At 53.2% G+C, this 15,671-nt stretch carries 18 protein-coding genes; 6 read left to right on the forward strand and 12 right to left on the reverse strand.

What is annotated here, in order from left to right:
• Positions 1–126 precede the first annotated feature (126 nt).
• Positions 127–2,874 (forward strand): peroxidase family protein, encoded by a 2,748-nt coding sequence (locus AQ621_RS15400; protein WP_058342141.1) that lies wholly within the window; start codon positions 127–129, stop codon positions 2,872–2,874.
• A gap of 76 nt (positions 2,875–2,950) precedes the next feature.
• Here the strand turns inward: AQ621_RS15400 and AQ621_RS15405 are convergent, their stop codons facing one another.
• Both AQ621_RS15405 and AQ621_RS15410 read right to left on the reverse strand, forming a co-directional pair.
• Positions 2,951–3,241, reverse strand: coding sequence for an encapsulin-associated ferritin-like protein (locus tag AQ621_RS15405; RefSeq protein ID WP_058342142.1), 291 nt, complete (start codon positions 3,239–3,241; stop codon positions 2,951–2,953).
• 80 nt (positions 3,242–3,321) lie between these two features.
• Complete coding sequence (locus tag AQ621_RS15410; RefSeq protein WP_058342462.1) at positions 3,322–3,882, reverse strand: YgjV family protein; 561 nt, start codon at positions 3,880–3,882, stop codon at positions 3,322–3,324.
• Positions 3,883–4,044: 162 nt separating this feature from the next.
• On the opposite strand from AQ621_RS15410, the gene AQ621_RS15415 reads away from it, so the two are divergent.
• Entirely contained in the window at positions 4,045–4,716 is a 672-nt protein-coding gene (locus tag AQ621_RS15415; RefSeq protein WP_058342143.1) for a transglutaminase-like domain-containing protein, read from the forward strand.
• Between the two features lie 79 nt (positions 4,717–4,795).
• On the opposite strand, the gene ahpF is transcribed toward AQ621_RS15415, so the two are convergent.
• The 5 genes from ahpF to AQ621_RS17435 all read right to left on the reverse strand — a co-directional run bounded on the left by ahpF (position 4,796) and on the right by AQ621_RS17435 (position 9,464).
• Positions 4,796–6,361 (reverse strand): alkyl hydroperoxide reductase subunit F, encoded by a 1,566-nt coding sequence (gene ahpF / locus AQ621_RS15420; protein WP_058342144.1) that lies wholly within the window; start codon positions 6,359–6,361, stop codon positions 4,796–4,798.
• Positions 6,362–6,732: 371 nt separating this feature from the next.
• A complete protein-coding gene (ahpC, locus tag AQ621_RS15425) occupies positions 6,733–7,296 on the reverse strand; it encodes an alkyl hydroperoxide reductase subunit C (RefSeq protein WP_082641115.1) in 564 nt (187 codons plus the stop codon).
• 272 nt (positions 7,297–7,568) lie between these two features.
• Positions 7,569–7,808, reverse strand: a complete 240-nt coding sequence (gene yedF / locus AQ621_RS15430; RefSeq protein ID WP_173637056.1) for a sulfurtransferase-like selenium metabolism protein YedF — start codon at positions 7,806–7,808, stop codon at positions 7,569–7,571.
• Between the two features lies 1 nt (position 7,809).
• Positions 7,810–9,039, reverse strand: a complete 1,230-nt coding sequence (yedE, locus tag AQ621_RS15435; RefSeq protein ID WP_082641116.1) for a selenium metabolism membrane protein YedE/FdhT — start codon at positions 9,037–9,039, stop codon at positions 7,810–7,812.
• A 23-nt stretch (positions 9,040–9,062) separates the two neighbouring features.
• Entirely contained in the window at positions 9,063–9,464 is a 402-nt protein-coding gene (locus AQ621_RS17435) for a GFA family protein (protein WP_082641117.1), read from the reverse strand.
• Positions 9,465–9,632: 168 nt separating this feature from the next.
• Between AQ621_RS17435 and AQ621_RS17440 the strand changes: the two genes are divergently transcribed.
• From AQ621_RS17440 to AQ621_RS15445, 4 genes are all read left to right on the forward strand, one after another.
• Complete coding sequence (locus AQ621_RS17440) at positions 9,633–9,878, forward strand: type II toxin-antitoxin system CcdA family antitoxin (RefSeq protein ID WP_082641119.1); 246 nt, start codon at positions 9,633–9,635, stop codon at positions 9,876–9,878.
• A 12-nt stretch (positions 9,879–9,890) separates the two neighbouring features.
• Positions 9,891–10,082 carry a CcdB family protein gene (locus AQ621_RS17445; RefSeq protein ID WP_227508365.1) on the forward strand — a complete coding sequence of 64 codons (192 nt, stop codon included), beginning with the start codon at positions 9,891–9,893 and terminating at the stop codon, positions 10,080–10,082.
• A gap of 129 nt (positions 10,083–10,211) precedes the next feature.
• The gene (locus tag AQ621_RS15440; RefSeq protein WP_022990190.1) at positions 10,212–10,406 is read left to right on the forward strand and encodes a type II toxin-antitoxin system VapB family antitoxin; all 195 of its coding nucleotides are present in this window, start codon (positions 10,212–10,214) and stop codon (positions 10,404–10,406) included.
• The gene (locus AQ621_RS15445) at positions 10,403–10,804 is read left to right on the forward strand and encodes a type II toxin-antitoxin system VapC family toxin (RefSeq protein WP_054641852.1); all 402 of its coding nucleotides are present in this window, start codon (positions 10,403–10,405) and stop codon (positions 10,802–10,804) included. Before AQ621_RS15440 ends, AQ621_RS15445 begins: the two co-directional genes overlap by 4 nt.
• Before the next feature lie 74 nt (positions 10,805–10,878).
• Here AQ621_RS15445 and AQ621_RS15450 read toward each other — a convergent pair whose 3' ends face one another.
• From AQ621_RS15450 to AQ621_RS15470, 5 genes are all read right to left on the reverse strand, one after another.
• Positions 10,879–11,412, reverse strand: coding sequence for a GNAT family N-acetyltransferase (locus AQ621_RS15450; protein ID WP_058342145.1), 534 nt, complete (start codon positions 11,410–11,412; stop codon positions 10,879–10,881).
• 27 nt (positions 11,413–11,439) lie between these two features.
• The gene (locus AQ621_RS15455; RefSeq protein ID WP_058342146.1) at positions 11,440–11,853 is read right to left on the reverse strand and encodes a GNAT family N-acetyltransferase; all 414 of its coding nucleotides are present in this window, start codon (positions 11,851–11,853) and stop codon (positions 11,440–11,442) included.
• A 115-nt stretch (positions 11,854–11,968) separates the two neighbouring features.
• Positions 11,969–14,278, reverse strand: a complete 2,310-nt coding sequence (locus AQ621_RS15460) for an AAA family ATPase (protein WP_058342147.1) — start codon at positions 14,276–14,278, stop codon at positions 11,969–11,971.
• 123 nt (positions 14,279–14,401) lie between these two features.
• Positions 14,402–14,680, reverse strand: a complete 279-nt coding sequence (locus AQ621_RS15465; protein ID WP_058342148.1) for a hypothetical protein — start codon at positions 14,678–14,680, stop codon at positions 14,402–14,404.
• Between the two features lie 519 nt (positions 14,681–15,199).
• Positions 15,200–15,655 carry a hypothetical protein gene (locus AQ621_RS15470; RefSeq protein ID WP_058342149.1) on the reverse strand — a complete coding sequence of 152 codons (456 nt, stop codon included), beginning with the start codon at positions 15,653–15,655 and terminating at the stop codon, positions 15,200–15,202.
• Positions 15,656–15,671: the final 16 nt, after the last annotated feature.

Consider the following 15,671-nt stretch of genomic DNA (forward strand, 5'->3'; position numbering starts at 1 on the left):
ATTTCCGGAAACGCGCCAGAAAAACCCCCTCCACCCCCTCCCCCGGTAGGGGGCAATTTTTTGCCCGGCCCGCGACCCTGATCCCTGCTCCAACAAACACAATAAACTGAAGCAAGGAGAGGGATCATGAGTATCACTCCGTGGGTCACCTGGCCCGCACTCACCAAGTTCGGCACCATCGGCATAGTTGGCGGACTGCTGACACTCAGCGCAGAACGCACCGAACTGCTCAACAACAACATGTTCGACCTGGAAAACTGGGACCGCCTGAACACCGAAATCACCTGTGACGAGCGCAGCAAGACCGCCCGGACCGAAGACGGCACCTGTAACATCCTGGAAAACCCGGCTGAAGGTTCCGCCTTCGCCCGTTTCGGTCGTAACCTGGACCCCGAGCTCACCTACGCCGAAACCGAGAACGACATCCTGCTGACCCCGAACCCCAGGGAAGTCAGTAATGTGCTGATGGCCCGGGGCGAGGAAATGAAGCCGGCCACCATCGTTAACTTTGCCGCTGCAGCGTGGATCCAGTTCATGGTGCACGACTGGTTCGACCACGGCCCGCGCATGGATGGCGACGATATCGTATTCCCGCTACCAGACGGCGACCCGCTGGGTTCCGGCACCATGAGCGTGCAGCGTACCCAGCCTGATCCGAGCCGTACCGCCGCAGAAGCCGGCCGTCCGGCCACTTACCAGAACACCAACACCCACTGGTGGGACGGCTCCCAGCTGTACGGCAGCGACAAGGAAACCAGCGACAAGGTACGGGCCTTTGTCGACGGCAAACTGAAAGTGGATGCCGACAACTCGCTGCCCACGGAATTCATGAGCGGCAAGCCGGTTACCGGCTTCAACGAAAACTGGTGGGTTGGCCTGAGCATGCTGCACCGGCTGTTCACCCAGGAACACAACGCCATTGCCGAGCGCCTGAAGCAGCAGTACCCGAACGCCACTGACCAGTGGCTGTACGACAAGGCCCGGCTGGTAAACTCGGCCCTGATGGCCAAGATCCACACCGTGGAATGGACTCCGGCCATCCTCGATAACCCGGTACTCAAGCGCGCCATGTACGCCAACTGGTGGGGCGTAGGCGGTGACATCGAGAACCGGGAATTCTTCCAGAACGCACTGGATGAACTGACCAATAACGTCTCCGGCGTTGCCAACCTGTTCCGGATGCTGGGCATCGACAGCGACATCACCCAACCGGGCGTGATTGACCACGCACTGGGCGGCCTCGTGGGCTCCCGCGCGCCCAACAACTATGACGTGCCCTACACCCTGACAGAAGAATTCGTGTCGGTGTACCGCATGCACCCGCTGATGCGCGATGACATCGAAGTGTACGATGTAGGCACCAACGTAGTGAGCGAGCGTATTGCCATTCCGGATACCCGTGACGGCGACGCCGAGGATGTCCTGGACGATGTGGGCGCAGACCGCCTGTGGTATTCCTTCGGCATCACCCACCCGGGTGCGCTGGTACTGGAAAACTACCCGGAGTTCCTCCGGAACCTGTCCATGCCGCTGATTGGCGACATCGATATGGCCGCCATCGACGTCCTGCGTGACCGCGAGCGTGGCGTACCCCGCTACAATGAATTCCGCCGGGCCATTGGCCTCAAGGAAATCAAGAAGTTTGAAGACCTGACCTCCGACCCGGAACTGCTGGCCAACCTCAAGCGCCTGTACAACAACGACATCGAACTGATCGATACCCTGGTCGGTTCACTGGCGGAAGAAACCCGCCCGGACGGTTTCGGCTTTGGTGAAACCTCGTTCCAGATCTTCATCCTGAACGCCTCCCGCCGTCTGATGACTGACCGCTTCTTTACCACCGACTACACTCCGGAGGTGTACACCCCGGAAGGTATGGACTGGGTAGAAAACAACACCATGGTTGACGTACTCAAGCGCCACCACCCGGCCCTGAGCAGCGCCCTGGCAGGCATGGACAACGCGTTCAAGCCCTGGGGCCTGAACATGCCGGCCGAGTATGAGAGCTGGAGTGCGGAGCAGAAGCAGATGCACCTGTGGGTTAACGGCGCCGTGCGCACCGAGTACAACGAAGGTGAACTGCCGGCCCAACAGGATGTGGATATCGGCGGCCTGATCAGCAAAGTGCTGTGGGACAAGGTGAAAGTGGAATCCGACGTGGCACCGGCCGGCAATGAAAAGCCGATCCACCCGCAGGCGGTCATGGGCCGGGTGCAGTTCAACGCCACCTCCGGCCATGGGTTCACCGGCCTGTTTGAAGGCGCTGACCACGGCCTGCTGAGGCTGTCGGTCACCGGTGATCCGCAGGAGCGCGGCTTTGCCCCGGGCATGGCCCTGAAACTGTTTGTAGATGGCCAGCCATCACGTAACGTATCGGCCCTGTACACTCTGTCTGGCCAGGGCGACAACCACAACTTCTTCGCCAACGAACTGTCGAACTACGTATCGCCGGAGCTGAACGACTCCATTGGCAGTACCATCCTGTTCTCACTGGTTACCACCAAGCCTACACGGCTGATGGTGAACGACTTCTCTGAAGTCACCCAGCGCGGCGATTCTGTGGCCAGCCCCAAGGCGCCTACCCAGGTGTACTTTGTACCCAACCCGGACCTGAAGGCCAACTTCCCGAGCGAGCCTCACGACTTCCGGGAAAGCCTGATGACGCTGACCGAAGGCACCAAGCTGTATGACGTGTACGCCACCGATTCAGCCATCCGCACGTCGATCTTCCCATCGCGCAACCGCAGGCTCGCCGAAGAGCGCCGCAACAGCGCCCGCAAAGTCGGTGAGCTGACTCTCACCTCTGACCTGATCGCCTCGCAGTTCGGTGATTCCGGCGTGTTCTTCAAGCACGAGCGTTACGAAGACCGATAACCCCGGCGGTTCTGCTTAGAGCACTTTTATTGATGAGGTACTTTGCCCCGGCTCCGGCCGGGGCTTTTTTCATCAATCAATCATGGTGGCCAATGGGACCGTCCTTGAACAAAAACTCCCTCAGATACTTGTCCATGGTCGGATCCTTTCTGCGAATCCACTCCAGCACCATCGCCGCGTGCTCTTTCTCTTCGTCCCTGTTGTGCTCCAGAATGGATTTCAACTCCGGGTCCTTGCAGGCGCTCGCGCGCTGGTTGTACCAGTCCACGGCTTCGAATTCTTCCATCAGTGAACTGATTGCCCGGTGCATATCGCGGATTTCATCAGACAGCTCGCCGACCGGCTCGTGATAGCTTTCGTTTGCCATTCCCTTCTCCTGGTTGTGTTGGATATTTATTAACAATTGATGGGTGTACTGAAAGTTCCGCGGGTTTACCAATTGCCCCGTTATTTCTTAACTATGGCATCAGTTAGCAATTCCGGATACTTCTTCTGCAACCGGTACAGCCGGACGATGGTAATGATGTTGGTAACCAGCACCATGCCCTCGGCCAGGATGCCGCCCACCGAACCGATCACGATGTTGTTGAGCATCCACGCCAGGGCGGCCAGGCCCAGCACAATGCGAAGCGGTATCCCCCTGAGCATGAACATACCCACGGTGCCCAGGGTCGCGGCGGTCAGCGGGAACACATCGGTGGCGGTTTTCCAGGTGGCCCAGGCCACCAGCAGATTGACGGCGAGTATGCCGGCCATGATTTTCCAGTTGCCCTGGTAACGGCGCGCCAGGGCGATGCGCAGAATGACCAGCACCGTCAGGGCGGCAGCGGTCCAGCTCTGGAAGAAGGCAAACATCAGGGCGAAGGCGACATTGGCGGAGATCAGCAGCACCATCAGCCGGTCGTCGTTCTTGTTGGCAAAGCCGGCAATACAGAAAGCCAGGGCCACCAGGCCCGCCAGCTGGCCAAGCAGTTGTGCCAATGTCATGCCTGCGATCAGATCTGCCATCGCGCCCTCGTCGTCAAAACCACCAGACTGCCATATTTGCCGGCGCTGAACCACGCAGTTGGTGGCGCCTGCGAGCAATACCTTTGGTACAAAATGCCATTGCCCTTAGTTTGCTAATCAGGCCATCATCGTTTGATCATGCGAACCCCCTGGAATCCGGACATGGACAACTACCTGAAAGCCACGCCCTTCTTCAACTACAACCATCCCGCAGTTAGCGCCTGGCTCCAGGAGCAGCTGGCCGGTGTTCCGGATGACCCGGTAGAGCAAATCAAGGCGCTGTACCTGGCGGTGCGCGACGGCATCCAGTACAACCCCTATGTGTTCCGGGCGGAACCCCACACCCTGTCCGCCAGCTATGCCCTGGAATCCGGCGAAACCTACTGCATCCCCAAAGCCGTTCTTCTGGGCGCGGCCGCGCGGGCCCTGGGCATCCCCAGCCGCCTGGGCCTGGCCGATGTACGCAACCACCTGTCCAGCCCCAAACTGATTGAATGGCTGCAGTCGGATGTGTTTCGCATGCACGGGTTTATCGAGCTGTACCTGAACGGCCGCTGGGTGAAGGCCACGCCAGCATTCAACCAGCAGCTGTGCCAGATGATGAAAGTAGACCCGCTGGAGTTCGACGGCGTGAACGACTCGGTGTTCCAGGAGTTCACCGAGGATGGCCACGCCCATATGGAATACATCAACGACCACGGCGTGTTCGACGACGTGCCCTTTGACTTTATTCTGGCAGGCCTGCAGGCGGCCTACGGCCATCTGTTCACCCCGCAGGGCGAGGCTGACCCGGTAAGCGGTAGCCTGGAGCAGGACATGGCGGGCGGCTCGTAAGCCCATAAAAAAACCGGTATCCACATCCCGCAGATACCGGTTTCAGGGGTCAGCCTGAGGCTGTCAGGCTTGGGTAAACTTACTGCGCAGAGTTGCGGATCAGGAAGTCGAAGGCGCTCAGGGAAGCCTTGGCACCTTCACCCATAGAGATCACGATCTGCTTGTAGGGCACGGTGGTGGCATCGCCGGCCGCGAACACACCCGGAATGGATGTTTCGTTACGGTCGTTGACGATGATCTCGCCGTGCTGGCTCAGCTCGATATCACCTTTCAGCCACTCGGTGTTCGGCACCAGGCCGATCTGCACGAAGATACCTTCCAGCTCGATGTGGTGCGCCTCGCCGGTGGTGCGGTCGGTATAGTTCAGGCCGCTTACCCGGCCGTTCTCGCCCACTACCTCGGTGGTCTGGCCAGAGGTGATGATCTTCACGTTGTCCAGGCTGCGCAGCTTCTTCTGCAGCACTTCGTCTGCACGCATCTGCTCGCCGAACTCGATCAGGGTAACGTGGCCAACAATACCGGCCAGGTCGATGGCTGCTTCCACACCGGAGTTACCGCCACCGATTACCGCCACGCGCTTGCCTTTGAACAGCGGGCCGTCGCAGTGCGGGCAGTAGGCCACGCCCTTGTTACGGTACTCTTCTTCACCCGGCACACCCATCTGGCGCCAGCGGGCACCGGTGGCCAGAACAAGGGTACGGGACTTCAAAGAAGCACCGTTGGCCAGCTTCACTTCGTGCAGGCCGCCCGGCTGCGCTGCCGGAATCAGCTTCTCGGCGCGCTGCATGTTCATGATGTCGACTTCATATTCGTTAACGTGCTGCTCCATGGCAGAGACCAGCTTCGGGCCTTCGGTGTAAGGCACGGAAATCAGGTTTTCGATACCCATGGTGTCACTCACCTGGCCACCGAAACGCTCGGCCGCAATACCGGTGGAGATTCCCTTACGGGCCGCGTAGATAGCCGCCGCAGCGCCAGCCGGGCCACCACCGATGACCAGAACTTCGAAGTCGCCTTTCTGGTTCAGCTTCTCGGCCTCTTTCTCGGCAGAGTTGGTGTCCAGTTTGGCTACGATTTCTTCCAGCGTCATGCGGCCCTGGCCCCAGGGCTGGCCGTTCAGGTACACACTCGGTACCGCCATCACTTCACGCTGCTCGACTTCGTCCTGGAACAGGGCGCCATCGATGGAGGTGTGCTTAACCTTCGGGTTCAGCACGCTCATCAGGTTCAGGGCCTGTACCACGTCCGGGCAGTTCTGGCAGGACAGGGAGAAGTAGGTTTCGAACTCGAACTCGCCGTCCAGCTCCTGGATCTGCTCGATCAGCTCCTGTGACGCCTTGGACGGGTGACCGCCTACCTGCAGCAGCGCCAGTACCAGTGAGGTGAACTCGTGACCCATGGGGATACCGGCGAAACGTACGCCAATATCGGAACCAATCCGGTTGATCGCGAAAGACGGGCGACGCACGTCGGTTGATTCTTCCGTGCGCAGGCTGATCTTGGAGGACATCGGCTCCAGTTCTTCCAGCAGCTCTTTCAGCTCCTGGGACTTCTTGCTGTCGTCATAGGCTGCCACCAGCTCGATCGGCTGCTGCAGCTTTTCCATGTACGCCTGGAGTTGTTGCTTGATTTTTGCATCCAACATTTAGGGGGTCTCCTTGATGTCTGTCGTAGCCAAGTGGCTGAATTCAAAGTGAATCGTTAAAAGAAGTTATGTGTACGATACGGCTCCGCAATACAAAGCTCAAATTAATTGATGCAAAACGATTAATAGGGCAGAGCTATAGTATGCGCGTTAACCCATCCCCACTCTGAACCCCGGCCACCACAGCCGCTCGAATACCCCAAGCTTCACTTCAACAGTAGACGATATCGGAAGCCCAGGGCATGACCGGTGGCAAGATTGCGGGTTTTGCGGACACCACAACGCAAAAACCCCGGCTGAGCCGGGGTTTTCGGAGGATCGAGGCCTGCGGACAGACCTCTTTCCAGTCAGTTTTTCTGTGGTAGAAAAACTTAGATCTTGCCAACCAGGTCCAGAGACGGAGCCAGTGTTTCTTCGCCTTCTTTCCACTTGGCCGGGCAAACTTCGCCAGGATGGTTACGAACGTACTGGGCAGCTTTAACCTTGCGCAGCAGGTCGTCTGCGTCACGGCCGATGCCTTCAGCAGTGATTTCCATGGCCTGGATAATGCCATCCGGATCGATCAGGAAAGTAGCACGGTCTGCCAGGCCCTGGCCTTCACGCATAACACCGAAGTTGTTGGTGATGGTGCCAGTCTGGTCGCCTACCATGTAGTACTGGATCTTGCCGATGGTGTCGGAAGTATCGTGCCATGCTTTGTGGGTGAAGTGAGTGTCGGTAGACACGGAGAACACTTCAACGCCCAGCTTCTGCAGCTCTTCGTACTTGTCAGCTACGTCGCCCAGCTCGGTCGGGCAAACGAAGGTGAAGTCAGCCGGGTAGAAGAAGAAGATGGCCCACTTGCCTTTAACGTCTGCTTCGGAGATTTCTACAAACTCGCCCTGCTTGAATGCGGTTGCGTTGAACGGTTTGATTTCGCTGTTAATAATACCCATCTCAGAATAGCTCCTGTTGATAGTTTGGGTTGATGGCTAAGAATCGGTGCAAAGAATACTGCTTTTGCCAATTCGGTAAAAATTGATTATTTCCAACCTCAGGATAGGCTCAGCCTATCCTGATAAAAACCCTGCCTCTCGGCCCGCAGCGGTACGGCGTTATCCCGATGCCTAACCAGATATGGGGCCTCGCCCCGCCGTTTCAATCCTGTGGAAAACCAGTATGTGTTGTTCCGGTGACGGTTTGATGGCGGCAGTAACCCCCGGATTCACTAGGCATAAATATAAAAAAGGTATTCCTGCCCGTTCTTCACCGGATCCTGGGCAAAGGTATAACCGTGGGCGATGGCTTCTTCCGGCACATTCCGGAACGAGCCCGGGCAATCGGTGATCACCTGCAACAGCTCGCCCTTGTTCATGCCTTCCAGCGCTTCCAGGGTGTAAATCACCGGATAGGGGCAGGATTCGCCCCGCAGATCCAGCGTGAAGTCTGCCTCTTTCATGGCTTCCATATTATGCAACGCCCCTTTTCAACTCGAAATTGCGGTGGTAGCTCTTTTCCCGGTACACGGTCAAGGCATACAGGATGCCCAGCATGGCGAGAGTACTGAGGATGGCTCCGGCCGGGCCCAGTGTGGCGATCAGGTTGACCTTGTCACCACCTTGCACCAGCACATCATAGATGCCGAGGTTATCCCAGCCATAGGCCAGTACCGTAGCACCGATCACGTTGCCGGCAAATACCGGCAGGAACAGAACCTGACCTTCCATCAGCCGGTACATCATGCCGGTTTCACAACCCGAGGCCATTACAATACCCAGGCCGAATAAGACACCACCCACCAGGGTGCTGAGCGCCGCAATCTGCGTGATGGGCGTCATGTCATAGACAGAAATGACGACGAAGGTGATCACCGAACTGGCCGCCATCCCGATAATGATGGCCTTGGTCATCAGGCTGCGCCCGACCAGGAACAGATCCCGGAAGGCGGAGGTAAAGCAGATCTGGCCGCGCTCGATCAGCACACCGAAAGCCAGGCCAAACAGCGCACCCAGGCCGAGCAGCTTCTGCCCGGTAGAGAACAGGTACACCACAAAGCCCAGATAAACGAGGGCAATAGCACCACCCACATAAGTCTGGATAACCCGGGTTTTGGCAACAGAAGGTTTACCCGCACCCCGTGCCAGCGACGGCTTGCCCTTCCACCAGCGCATCTTCGTTAACTTAGCCCCGAAAAACGTACCGATGCCGGTGGCGACAATGAAAATCCAGGAGTGGAACGAGAACTGCGGCACCCCGGTAAAGAAGGCCGCCAGGTTGCACCCCAGCGCCAGGCGGGCACCAAAACCGGCAATAATGCCGCCGACAAAGCCCTGCACATAACGGCGCCTCTGTTGCGGCAATCGAACCTTGAAGCTGTTACTCAGCAGCACCATCATCAGCGCCCCGACAAACATACCCCAGACAATCCAGCCATCCGGGCGGGTCCAGGTGGAACCGCCCAGCTTGACCATCTGGTAGTACTCCCACCCGGACACATCCACCCCGAACACCTGCAGGATCTCGCCCCCAAGCCGGGTAAATTCACCGGTGACCGCCCAGACCGTCGAGGTCAGGCCGAAGTACAGTGCGCTGAGCAAGCCAGCGACGATGAGCACAACATAGGGGTTCCAGTGACGCTGGAAGACGGATTGAAACATGAAGCGGAAGTCCTTTTGGTCTTGGGCTTGATTGGCGAGCATTCTACTAGGATACGACTGATTAGCTACTCTGGCAGCCCCGCGAACGCGGGCACCTCCCCTAACCTATCTTCCCAGACAGCTTTGCTCGACGAGAAGATATGCGCCGTAGGCAACATGGCAATGTCTGTGTCCAAACACCCTGCTGGCACGACAAGCAAACCTGCAACCTGGGTGTTTGGCAATGCTGAGCCACACACCTGACAAAAGCTTCGGTTATGACGAGTGCCAGGAAGCGTAAAGGACGTTACGGCATCTGCACCCGACAGCCAGACCAACCTGGCTGAGCGCGAAAATAGATTTGCCGCATGGGCCGAACCTGTATCTTTTTGACAATGCTGACAGTGGCACAGGTAAAAGCTGTCGAACTCGCCTTTTACCTCAAAGGTTACGGTGCCGCACAGGCAAGAACCGGAATGATCAGTCATCAGAACTCCTTCCATGGACTGTGGGGAAGAGACGTAACGCGGAGCTTCGCGGCGTGCCGGAGCGCCAGCGCAGGCGCGTCCGACAACAGCCGTTGGTTAAATGCTTGTATGCGCATAGTCATGCGCATAAGATCAAGCTGTGTATTCTAGATCTTCTCGGAGGCCCTCATGGCAGAACTCTATAATTCAGCCGCCCCCAAAAAAGCAGCGAACCTCTCAATCAACAGCGATCTGCTGCGTAGAACCCGGGAACTGAACATTAATTTGTCTGCCACCCTGGAACGAGCTCTGAAAGAAGAGCTTTCGAAACGCGAAGCCGCTCAATGGGTTGAAGAGAATCGCGCTGCGATAAAAAGCTACAACGATTTCGTCGAACAACATGGATGCTTCGGCGACGAATTCAGGGAGTTCTGATGGCACAATTCGATGTGTACCCCAACCCGAGCAAAATCAGCAAGGCTCACTCCCGAAATCAGCTTCGCCGATCAGGAGCTGTTGCTGTTAACTCCCCAAATTTCCTCCGTGCCTGAAAAACATCTCAAGAGCCCTATTGGCTCCCTCTCACATTTCAGAGACCAGATTGTTGGAGCTCTGGACCTGGCTGTAACCGGCATTTAACGCCCGGCTCACGCGCCGGCTTGGAGCCGCGAAGCGGCGTAAAATCGACCGCTGTGCAGCCGATTGTTATGTTTTCCCCGAAGTGCTAGATTGTGTATAGAAACTGCAAACTATACACATAGGTGCACCATGAGAACGAACATTGTCATTGACGACCAGTTGATGGCCGAAGCCCTCAAAGCCTCTGGCTACGAAACCAAAAAAGAAGCTGTTGAGCAAGGCCTGAAACTTCTGGTCCAGTTGAGCAAGCAGCAGGAAATTCGAAAGCTGCGCGGCAAGGTCAAGTGGGAAGGCGACCTGAATGAAATGCGGAGCGCCGGATGATCCTGGTGGATACCAGCGTCTGGATTGACTATTTCAACGGAGTCACTAACCCACATACTGACCTGTTGGATGCCTCGATAGTCCAAGGATCTGTCGCTATCGGGGACCTCATATTTCTGGAAATACTGCAAGGCATCCGCAACGACAAACAATATCGTCAGACCAAACAAAGCCTGATGGCGCTGGATCAATATGAAATGTTTGGCAAAGATATGGCAGCCAAGTGTGCCGACAATTATCGAGCGCTTCGTAAAAAGGGCATCACGATCAGAAAGACTGCCGATGTGATCATCGCGACGTTTTGCATAGAGAAGGAGCTACCTCTGTTGTTCCTGGATCGTGACTTTATCCCCTTTGTTGATCATCTTGGACTTGAGCCGGCCCTGAGAGAAACATAACGCTTTGGTTTAGCGGCGACTACGGAGCGCAGCGTAGTAGGCGTCCGGTGTAGGGCCGCCAGGCCCGAAACGCACTACAACAATTTGTTATGCAATGCCCAGTCGCCGCACGACATTCGATACACCCGCACAGGTCGGGCATGGAACTCTCGAATCGTATAGTCTTCGAACCCGACCTTCTCCGTGACCCTGACGGAAGCTGTATGCTCCGGCTCGATAATAACAATTACCGACTCACAGTGTTTTTGGTCGAAAGCATACCGGAGAACACCTTTTACTGCTTCTTTCGCATACCCCTGATGCCAGAACCTGCGCGCCAGACGATAACCTAGGTTGATCTCCTCAACATCGCCAACCATCTCCGGCCCAACGCCACAGAAGCCGATAAAATTCCCTGATTCTTTCTCACACAATGCCCATGGCCCTATCCCATGAGAGGCGTAGCACTCAAGGCACCAATCAACGAATTTTCGGGTAGCTTCTTCGTCACAAACTCCACGGACTGAGAACTTCATGACTTCTGGATCACTGAGCATTGCGGTGAGCATCGGAACGTCTTGATGGGACAGCTTCCTTGCAATCAACCTCTCTGTTTCAAACAATGGCACCTATCTCTCCCTGTGCATAACATTTTATTATAAATCAGTGACTTTGGTGCTCATGAGAGCACTATTTCCAGAGAAGCCAAACTTCTCGTACAACCCTTGAGCATCTCGGGTTTGCAACACCATTTGAGTTCCCTTTATGGCTGGGTGCGAAACCAAACACTCCATGAGCCACTGCCCCAGTCCAGCGCCCCGAAAATCTGGCTCAACCACAATATCCGCGACCCAAGTAAACGTAGCGCCATCGGTTACTGCACGCCCAAAACCAATTTGCATGGCACCACGGTAAAGACTGAAGCAGATGGAGCCAGCAATCATGCGCTCGACGGTTTCTCGGGGGCGGCGGTCACCCCAATAGGTTGCCGAAAGCAAGCGGTGGACGATATCCAGTTGCACCTTGGAATTATCGTCAGTGATTAGGTAATCGTCCTTGCGCCACTCCATAGTTGGCTCCTCCCTTATTTATAACGCCTGCAGCATGCGCGGCTTTGTAGTGGAGGCGAAGCCGCAACGAAAAAGACGTCGCCGTGCCTGACCTTGTTATACGCTTAGTCACTAATCATTGCACAACTTCAAGCATTTCATTGTAATGAACCTCATCGACTTCTTGAAGCCAAGCAAAAATATCACCAATCACATTTTGACTTTCACCAACAAGGTTTTCCGAAGAATCCTCATTAATCTCAATAACAATACTATGAGAATATTTATTGATGAATCGGTAAATCTTTTCCTTTGTCGCTTCATCCGTAACTTCACAACCCTTCAGACCACGATCCATTAACTGGGCAATATCACTTCGATACTTTGGAAACTTGAAGCTAAAGAAAGATTCAAGCAATTTCCTCGCAAGATTAGCCGTCAAGAATGCCTCATCCCGTGATAATTCTGGGCTGTTTCTGTATGCATAGAGCTTTGAAAAAATGTAATGGTATTCTGAATTGTAGTTCACCAAGCTGGGATCAGCGTCTTTGAATGTCGAATGACGGGGAATTGCTGTTGACGCCTCAATGGTATAAAAGCACGCATTCGGTTCTTTAGGTGGGTGCTTTCTTCTCCTATTACGGTTTATCCCTTCGAACCAATCTCTAATTAATTTGAAGTAGGTGAAGTTGTGTGTAAATACAAACAACTGTTTTGCTTTATCACAATTACTTCTAAGGAACGAATATGCATGGAACAGGTGGTTTGAATCAAAGCTTGATACTGGATCATCGACTACAACAATAGTGTTCTCCATTTTGTTGTCGTTTTCTTTTAGCTTGGTTATAAAGTAAACGAACGCAATGGCAGTTTTCTCACCTTCACTCAGATTTCCTTCCACCAGATCAGTATCATTTCGAAGTATTTCATAACCTTTTTTTGCCGGATTAAAATTAAGAGTTATTTCACTGCGACCAAGAAACTTGTGAAGCGATTCGTTAAACTGATCAGCCCCCAGACCTTCATTTGACAGCGACTCTTCAAGATTTCGAATTTCGGTATTTCTATTATTTATTGCTCTTCTTAAATCATCGTTTTCGGCTGCGCGTTTAGCAACCTCAATTTTCTTGTCGTGGTAACCAAAATCCTTAACTTCAGTGGTGACATAATGAAGCTCAAGCTGTTTCTTGGCTTTGTCTGTTTCTTCTTTAAAGTTGGCTGATTTGTGATTGTGTTTTTCAACAGTTGCACTAATAGCGGCCATGGCATCATTGAAAGATTGTACGGACGATTCTTTGATAGCCTCTACTGAACGACCTGTTTCAAGCGGATTTTCAGTCTTTTCCTTCAGGGCAGTGTGCCAAGCTGATATTTCTTCGTTCAGGTCTATAATAGCTTTTTCCAAATCTGCACAGGCTTCACTGTATTTCTTTTTAAGTTCTTCGTAAAAGTCACTTGCCGCTGGAAGCATTGGAGCTTGTATGTATTGACCTGAAAGCCAGCTATCAGCCTTTACAAGCCGCTCTTGGAAGGCTTTGTAATCATCATTGAAATGGGCCTCAAGCCGTTTGATCCGCTCTTCAGTGATGGTGTTACCGCAAAATTCACATTGGTTTGTATCGTGACGCTTGTGAAGAGTAAGGCCGGTCTCCACCCAAGATTTTATATCTCCATGCTCAACAAGCCGTTGAATAGTTTTGCTCACCACACTGGTGTTTAGAAGATCATCAAGGCGATCTTTCGCCTTGGCAAAAGTTTCCTGACTTATGCTCTGTTTAGTGAAACTGATAGGGTTCTTTTGATTTGGTTTAGCCGCATTGGTTATTTCGACGATTTTCTCTTCATCAAGAAGCGGGGCGTCTGTTTTCGTTGCTTGGAGGTTTGAGGTGATAAAGGATTCAAACTTTTTTCTATTATAATTAAGATAATGGCTATCGGACGTATCAATAGATTGGAGGCTCATTTTCAAGCGACGAGCGCTGTCAGTTCCAAATTTTGAAATGGCGCTTTCCAGGTTCTTTATTTCTGACGCTTCTTTGCTGAATGCTTCGGAATCGGTTCTTTGCGCTTTCTTCAACTCTTCCAGCTTTTTGCGCTCTTCAATTTTGGCTTTGTCTACAAGTAAAATACTTTTGACAACGCTATTCCATGAAATATTTTCGTCAATGAAGTCTTGATTGAAGGTGTATACGTTTAGGCTAGATTGAGCGATATTCGATTGTGTAATTGCGGTGCTGCCGTCAATACCTACTATAAACTCAGAAGAAGGGAATTTTTCTGAATTAGATTTATTTTCGATGCACCTAAATATACCTGAAAGCGTAGATTTCCCGCTACCGTTCCAACCATAAAACAGGTTGTATTTTCCAAAATCCTTGGCATTGGTGTTCGTGTGATTATGAAAGATACCGAACCGTTTTAATTTTTGTATATTCTTTATTGACATAACATCCCAGATCTAAAAATCACTCAATACTCAATGGGCGTATAACGCCTGCGGTAACCGGCGCCGGAGCGCAGCGGAGGGAACCAAAAGCGCCCCGCTTTTGGCGTCCGGTTGACCGCCTGGTTATACGTTTTCACCCAAGGCCTCTTTCATCAGGACAAATGCTTGGTCCAAGCACTCGCCAGCTTTTGAGTCATAGTAAGTATTTGACTCGAGCATCATGCGAAGAATGGAGTAAAGACCATTCTTGTGTGATGGGATGATGCTGCCCATACCTTGAATGCGACTAATCAGTTTCTCAGTATCTTTAACCGAGCCATCTAAACCCTCAGATTTCAAGATAGGCACAGCTTTACTTAGCTGATCAACTATCTCTTCAAATTGTGGTTGTCTGGTAGACATGCTCGATTCTTCTTTTACGTATAACGCTAAGCTAAACGGCACAAAAGGCTGTGGTAGAGTGAAACGAACCACGGTTTTTTGTGTCCGGCGCAGCCCCGCAGGTGCGGAGCGTATTTGAGCGCATTGTTATGTGCGCTATTTGATATAGTTCCTATTAATATAATCACACCATTGATCCGTATTCTTTGGCGGTACGTCCGGATTGCCGCGAATTCCGAGCTTAAACTCTACTACTGATCGCCATTCGCCAGAGCCCAAATCCGGCCCATGCCCTCTGCCGTCTCCAGTTGTCACTTGCTTTTCCACTTGCGAATACCAATCACTGGTACAAGTCTTTTTGTGAATGTCGCTGCTTAATGCACACCCAACAGTTGAGGTGAACAAAAAGATTAGAGCAGAAGATTTTAATATTTTACCCATTTATACGACCCTTGGATTAGCATATAACGCTGAAATAAGCGGCGGCCCGACAGGGGCGTCCGGTGGAGGCCGAAGGCCGGAACGAACTTGATTGACTTGTTACAGGGCATTGGTCAGCTCCTGAATTTGGCGCCTACGCAGGGCTTCGTAGTCTCCGAAAACCTGATGGAAACGATCCTTTCTTACGAAGGGAAACTGGAGATGGTAGTGACGGCTAAAGCCCTGTACGTGACAAGTTTCTTTGCCGTAGATCGGGTTTTCGTCACACCACTCATTGTTAACGCCACGCACGGTAGCTCTGTAAACACTAATGGTTTGATCTTTGATATCCACGATGTAGGTGGCAAACGCACCTTTGATAAGGAGATAACCTTTGCATGACGACTGCTCAACAAACTTTGAGTGATCGGTTTGTCCAATCATGACCGGGACATCCCTAAACGTCTCAATTTCACCGAAATTCGTTTTGATCGTCATGCCGTAGGCATCACAACCCATCCGGAACTCTCCGAGAGGGTTGAGCTCAATATGCTCGACTACCGCTTCCCTTCTCATGACCTGCTTTGCAATT

The organism is Marinobacter sp. P4B1, from assembly GCF_001447135.1.
GTDB lineage: Bacteria > Pseudomonadota > Gammaproteobacteria > Pseudomonadales > Oleiphilaceae > Marinobacter > Marinobacter vinifirmus.